This is a genomic window from Mesorhizobium sp. M7A.F.Ca.CA.002.09.1.1 (genome assembly GCF_003998555.1).
In the GTDB taxonomy this organism is placed as follows: domain Bacteria; phylum Pseudomonadota; class Alphaproteobacteria; order Rhizobiales; family Rhizobiaceae; genus Mesorhizobium; species Mesorhizobium ciceri.
In genome coordinates this window covers 1-5,084 of record NZ_RZRR01000376.1, presented here as the reverse complement: position 1 = coordinate 5,084, position 5,084 = coordinate 1, and the positions used below count along the sequence as shown (strand labels likewise).

The 5,084-nt window shown below is 62.0% G+C and carries 4 protein-coding genes and 1 pseudogene; 2 read left to right on the top strand and 3 right to left on the bottom strand.

Annotated features, from left to right (window positions below; all coding sequences use genetic code 11):
* On the top strand, nucleotides 1-870 hold an 870-nt coding region (locus EN994_RS17290), incomplete at its 5' end, for an ABC transporter permease (protein ID WP_164745978.1).
* 49 nt (nucleotides 871-919) lie between these two features.
* Nucleotides 920-1,987 carry a BMP family ABC transporter substrate-binding protein gene (locus EN994_RS17285; protein WP_013531647.1) on the top strand — a complete coding sequence of 356 codons (1,068 nt, stop codon included), beginning with the start codon at nucleotides 920-922 and terminating at the stop codon, nucleotides 1,985-1,987.
* 47 nt (nucleotides 1,988-2,034) lie between these two features.
* Here the strand turns inward: EN994_RS17285 and EN994_RS17280 are convergent, their stop codons facing one another.
* The 3 genes and pseudogenes from EN994_RS17280 to EN994_RS17270 form a co-directional block, all read right to left on the bottom strand.
* Entirely contained in the window at nucleotides 2,035-3,141 is a 1,107-nt protein-coding gene (locus EN994_RS17280) for an acyltransferase (RefSeq protein ID WP_063168007.1), read from the bottom strand.
* 108 nt (nucleotides 3,142-3,249) lie between these two features.
* Nucleotides 3,250-4,563 (bottom strand): 30S ribosomal protein S12 methylthiotransferase RimO, encoded by a 1,314-nt coding sequence (gene rimO / locus EN994_RS17275; protein ID WP_013531645.1) that lies wholly within the window; start codon nucleotides 4,561-4,563, stop codon nucleotides 3,250-3,252.
* 136 nt (nucleotides 4,564-4,699) lie between these two features.
* Nucleotides 4,700-5,084: pseudogene (locus EN994_RS17270) on the bottom strand (TerC family protein); the annotation flags it as partial.

Sequence of the window (5,084 nt, the reverse complement as noted above, 5' to 3'; positions counted from 1 at the left end):
CTGCTGATCGCGGCAATCGGTGAGCTGGTGGTCGAGCGCTCCGGCGTACTCAATCTCGGCGTCGAAGGCATGATGATCATGGGCGCCGTCGGCGGCTTCGGCGCAACCTATCTCACCGGATCACCCTGGATCGGCCTTTTGGCGGCCATTGCCATGGGCGCGGTGTTCTCGCTGCTGTTTGCCGTCATGACGCTGTCGCTGGCCACCAATCAGGTGGCGACCGGCCTGTCGCTGACGCTGCTCGGCCTTGGCCTGTCCGGCATGATGGGCACCAGCTTCGTCGGCCAGCCCGGCGAAAGGCTGCCCAACCTCGACATTCCCGGCCTGACGGAAATCCCTGTGGTCGGCAGGCTGCTGTTTGGCCAGGATCCGATCTTCTACATCTCGATCGCACTGACCGCCGCCGTCATGTGGTTCCTGTTCAAGACCCGCACCGGGCTGACGCTGCGTTCGATCGGCGACAGCCACACCTCGGCGCATGCGCTTGGCATCAAGGTCATCCGCTACCGATACCTCGCGGTCATCTTCGGCGGCGCCTGTGCCGGTCTCGCCGGCGGCCATCTCTCGCTGGTCTACACGCCGCAATGGGTGGAGAACATGAGCGCCGGCCGCGGCTGGATCGCGCTGGCGCTGGTGGTGTTCGCCTCCTGGCGGCCATGGCGGGTGCTGGCCGGCGCCTACATCTTCGGCGCGGTATGGATCGGCCAGCTTCATGCACAGGCTTTTGGCATTCCAGTGCCCTCACAGTTCCTTTCTTCGCTGCCCTATCTGGCAACCGTCGTGGTTCTCGTTCTAATCTCGCGCAACAAGCGTCTGACGATGATGAACACGCCGGCTTCCTTGGGGCAGCCATTCGTTCCGGATCGTTGACAACAAAAACAAACGGGAAGCTCCAAGGCTAACTCAGAGAGGTAACACGATGAAAAAACTGCTTATTGCCCTGATGACCACGACCGCCGCCATGTCGCTGGCAGCGACGGCCGAGGCCGCGGACAAGCTGAAGGCCTGCTGGGTCTACACCGGCCCGATCGGCGATTTCGGCTATTCCTACCAGCACGACCAGGGCCGTCTCGAAGTGGAGAAGGCGCTCGGCGACAAGGTCGAAACCGCCTATCTTGAAAACGTCTCGGAAGGCCCCGACGCCGACCGCGCTTTCGAGCGCCTGGCACGCGAAGGCTGCAAGATCATTTTCGGCACCTCCTTCGGCTTCATGGACCCAGAAGTGAAGGTCGCCAAGAAATTCCCGAAGGTGATGTTCGAGCACGCCACCGGCTACAAGACATCTGACAATCTCGGCATCTACAATGCGCGTTTCTATGAAGGCCGTTATGTGCTCGGCCAGATCGCCGCCAAGGAATCGAAGGCAGGCGTTGCCGGCTACATCGTTTCCTTCCCGATCCCCGAAGTGGTGATGGGCATCAACTCCTTCATGCTCGGCGCGCAGTCGATCAACCCGAACTTCAAGGCCAAGATCGTCTGGGTGAATTCCTGGTTCGATCCGGGCAAGGAAGCCGACGCCGCCAAGGCGCTGTTCGACCAGGGTGCCGACATTATTGTCCAGCACACCGATTCGACCGCTGCCCTGCAGGTGGCCGAGGAGCGCAAGCTGCACGGCTTCGGCCAGTCCTCCGACATGATCAAGTTCGCGCCGAACGCGCAGCTGACCTCGCTCACCGACGAATGGGGTCCCTATTACATCAGCCGGGTCCAGGCAGCCCTCGACGGCACCTGGAAGCCGGACAATGTCTGGCTTGGCATCAAGGACGGCGCGGTCAAGCTCGCCCCCTACACCAACATGCCCGACGACGTGAAGGCGATGGCGGAGGCCACCGAGAAGAAGATCGCCGGCGGCTGGAACCCCTTCACCGGGCCGATCGCCAAGCAAGACGGCACGCCGTGGCTGAAGGATGGCGAAGTCGCCGATGACGGCACGCTGCTCGGCATGAATTTTTATGTGAAGGGTGTCGACGACAAGCTGCCGCAGTAAGTAGCGCAAGAGATCGAAATGAGGAGGGCGCCGCGAGGCGCCCTTTTTCATTCGGCGGGCTGCGCTCCGGCTGAGACGCGACGAAATCGCGCCAGGCCAGCATCGACCGCGCGGCCGAGCCAAATCCTCAGCAGCCGCTGTGCGGGTCGTTCGCAGGCGCGCCAGATTGCCCACGAAACGAAAAGCATAAGTGCGCCGCAGCCAAAGGCGGCAAACCATTTGCCGATAAGGGGCGTTGCCGCATTGATGACGAGATAGCCGATGTCCTGGTGCAGCAAATAGAGCGGATAGGTCAGCCCGCCCAGCGCCAGGGTGAGCCCCGATGCCCTGATACGGCCGCGCAGCAGCACCGCACCGATCAAGGCCGCGTGCATGACGACGTTGGCGATGACCAGATTGGCCGACGAAACGGCAATGCCGTAGTGGCCAAGCATCCAGTGCTGCGTCACCGACAGCGTGCCGCAGGAGATCAGGAACGCGGCGGCAAGCAGCAGCATTGCAGGCAGTGAACGGCCATGCGCATGCAGGTGGTGGACCAGCACGCCGGCGGCGAAGAACGGTCCAAACTCGGTGATGAACAGCAGCCTGGCGGCGCCGCTGCCGATGAAGAACTCGTTCAAGGCCGAGATCGCCAGCCAGATCAAGATCAGCTCCAGCTTGCGTTTCTGAAACAGCCCGGTGAGCAGCGCCAGCGTCACCCAGCCGTAGAACACCAGCTCAAGAACGATCGACCAGTAGACGCCGTCCATGAAGGGCTGGCCGAACGCCGGCGCGAACATCGACAGATTGGCGGCATACTGAACGAAAGAGGCCGAAAGCAGCGGCGACCCGGCAAGGAAGACAATCGCGAAGGTGATCGTCATGCAGAGCAGGAAGCCCGGATAGAGGCGAACGAACCGCGCGACCGCAAACTGGTCCCAACTGCGGTTTTCCGCCGACCAGGCAATGACGAAACCGCTGATCAGGAAGAACAGATTGACGCCGAGATAGCCGTAGAGGGCGAACGGTGCCGCAAGCGGATAACCCTCAGCCAGAATGCCCTCGGCAGCCGCGCCGCGAAAGAAATAGTGGAAGAACACGACAGCCATCGCCGCGACCAGCCTGAGCAGGTCCAGCGTCGCAATGTAATTTTGTTCCGCAGGTCTGGTGTTCATCCGCATTTCCCGCATCTACGGTCGGCAAACCATAGAGCGGATCGCGGCTGAGCGGGTTAAGAGGCCTAGATTATCGCCAGATGTAGTAAATTTACGCGGAACGAGGCGTCAGACCGCCGAACCATAGAGGTCATAGGCGTCGGCACGGTCGATCTTGACGGTGACGATATCGCCTTGGCGCAGCGGACGACGCGACTGGATGTGCACCGAGCCATCGATCTCGGGCGCGTCGTATTTGGTGCGGCCCTTTGCCGATGTGCCATGCGCCTCGTCGATCAGCACCGGGAGGCGCTTGCCGACTTTTCTGGCCAGCTGTGTCGCCGAAATCTTCTGCTGACGCTGCATGAAGCGGTGCCAGCGCGCCTCCTTGATTTCCTGCGGGACCTGTTCGAGACCGAGATCGTTGGAGCGGGCGCCGCGGACCGGCTCGTATTTGAAGCAGCCGGCGCGGTCGATCTTGGCTTCATCGAGCCAGTCGAGCAGCATCTCGAAATCGTCATCCGTCTCGCCGGGGAAGCCGACGATGAAGGTCGAGCGGATGGCCAGATCCGGACAGACCTCGCGCCAGCCGCGAATGCGCTCGAGCGTCTTTTCGCCATGCGCGGGCCGGCGCATGTTTTTCAGCACCTGCGGCGAGGCATGCTGGAACGGGATATCCAGGTAAGGGAGGATCTTGCCCTCCGCCATCAGCGGGATGACGTCGGCGACATGCGGGTAGGGGTAGACATAGTGCATGCGCACCCAGATGCCGAGCTTGCCCAGTTCCTCCGAAAGATCGAGGAATTTTGCGCGCACTTCACGGTCGCCGAACATCGACGTCTGGTATTTGATGTCGATGCCGTAGGCGCTGGTGTCCTGCGAGATGACCAGAAGTTCCTTGACGCCAGCCTTGGCCAGTTTCTCAGCCTCACGCAGCACATCGGCCGCCGGCCGCGAGACGAGGTCGCCACGCAGTGCGGGAATGATGCAGAAGGTGCAGCGGTTGTTGCAGCCTTCGGAAATCTTGAGATAGGCGTAGTGACGCGGCGTCAGCTTGACACCCTGCGGCGGCAGGAGATCGATATAGGGATCGTGCGACGGCGGTGCGGCCTCATGCACCGCGGCCATCACGCTCTCATAGGCCTGCGGCCCGGTGATCGCCAGCACATTGGGGTGCTTTTCGCGAATGACGTCCGGCTCGGCGCCCAGGCAACCGGTGACGATCACTCGGCCGTTTTCCGAAAGCGCGGAACCGATGGCGTTGAGCGACTCGTCGCGGGCGGAATCGAGAAAACCGCAGGTGTTGACGACGACGAGGTCGGCGCCGTCATGCTTGCGCGCGATTTCGTAACCTTCGGCGCGCAGGCGCGTGATGATGCGCTCCGAATCCACGAGGGCCTTCGGGCATCCAAGACTGACAAAACTCACGCGGGGAGCGGACATAGAGGGTTTCCGGGCTTTTCAGGATTGCCGGCGCAGTACCACACTTATTGCGGCATTGGTATGGGCAGGCCCGCGATGCGGCAAAACGCACGGCGGTCTTGCTTCGACGGAGTGAAGACGCGGATGTCCGCCAGCTTCAGCCGACCACGTTGTTCACATGTGGCCAGACCTCCACCGCGCCGCGATAGACCATGTCCAGCGCGACATAGAGTATGATCAGCAGGCCGACATAGGCGATCCAGCGGTGGCGATGCAGCAGCTTGGCAATGAAGGTCGCAGCCAGCCCCATGAGCGCGATCGACAGCACAAGGCCGATGACCAGCACCGGAAAATGATCACGCGCCGCTCCAGCCACCGCCAGCACGTTGTCGAGCGACATCGACACATCGGCGACGACAATCTGCAAGGCAGCCTGGCCAAGGGTCTTGCGCTTCGACTTGCCGGCGACTGCTTGGTCACTGTTGAGGTCCGAATTCGACAGCGCCTCGGTCGCTTCCAGCTCATCGGCATGTGACGTGCGC

Coding starts and splice junctions, on each gene's coding strand:
- rimO (WP_013531645.1), bottom strand. CDS start 4,563: ATGTCCGCTCCCCGCGTGAGTTTTGTCAGTCTTGGATGCCCGAAGGCC.
- EN994_RS17285 (WP_013531647.1), top strand. CDS start 920: ATGAAAAAACTGCTTATTGCCCTGATGACCACGACCGCCGCCATGTCG.
- EN994_RS17280 (WP_063168007.1), bottom strand. CDS start 3,141: ATGAACACCAGACCTGCGGAACAAAATTACATTGCGACGCTGGACCTG.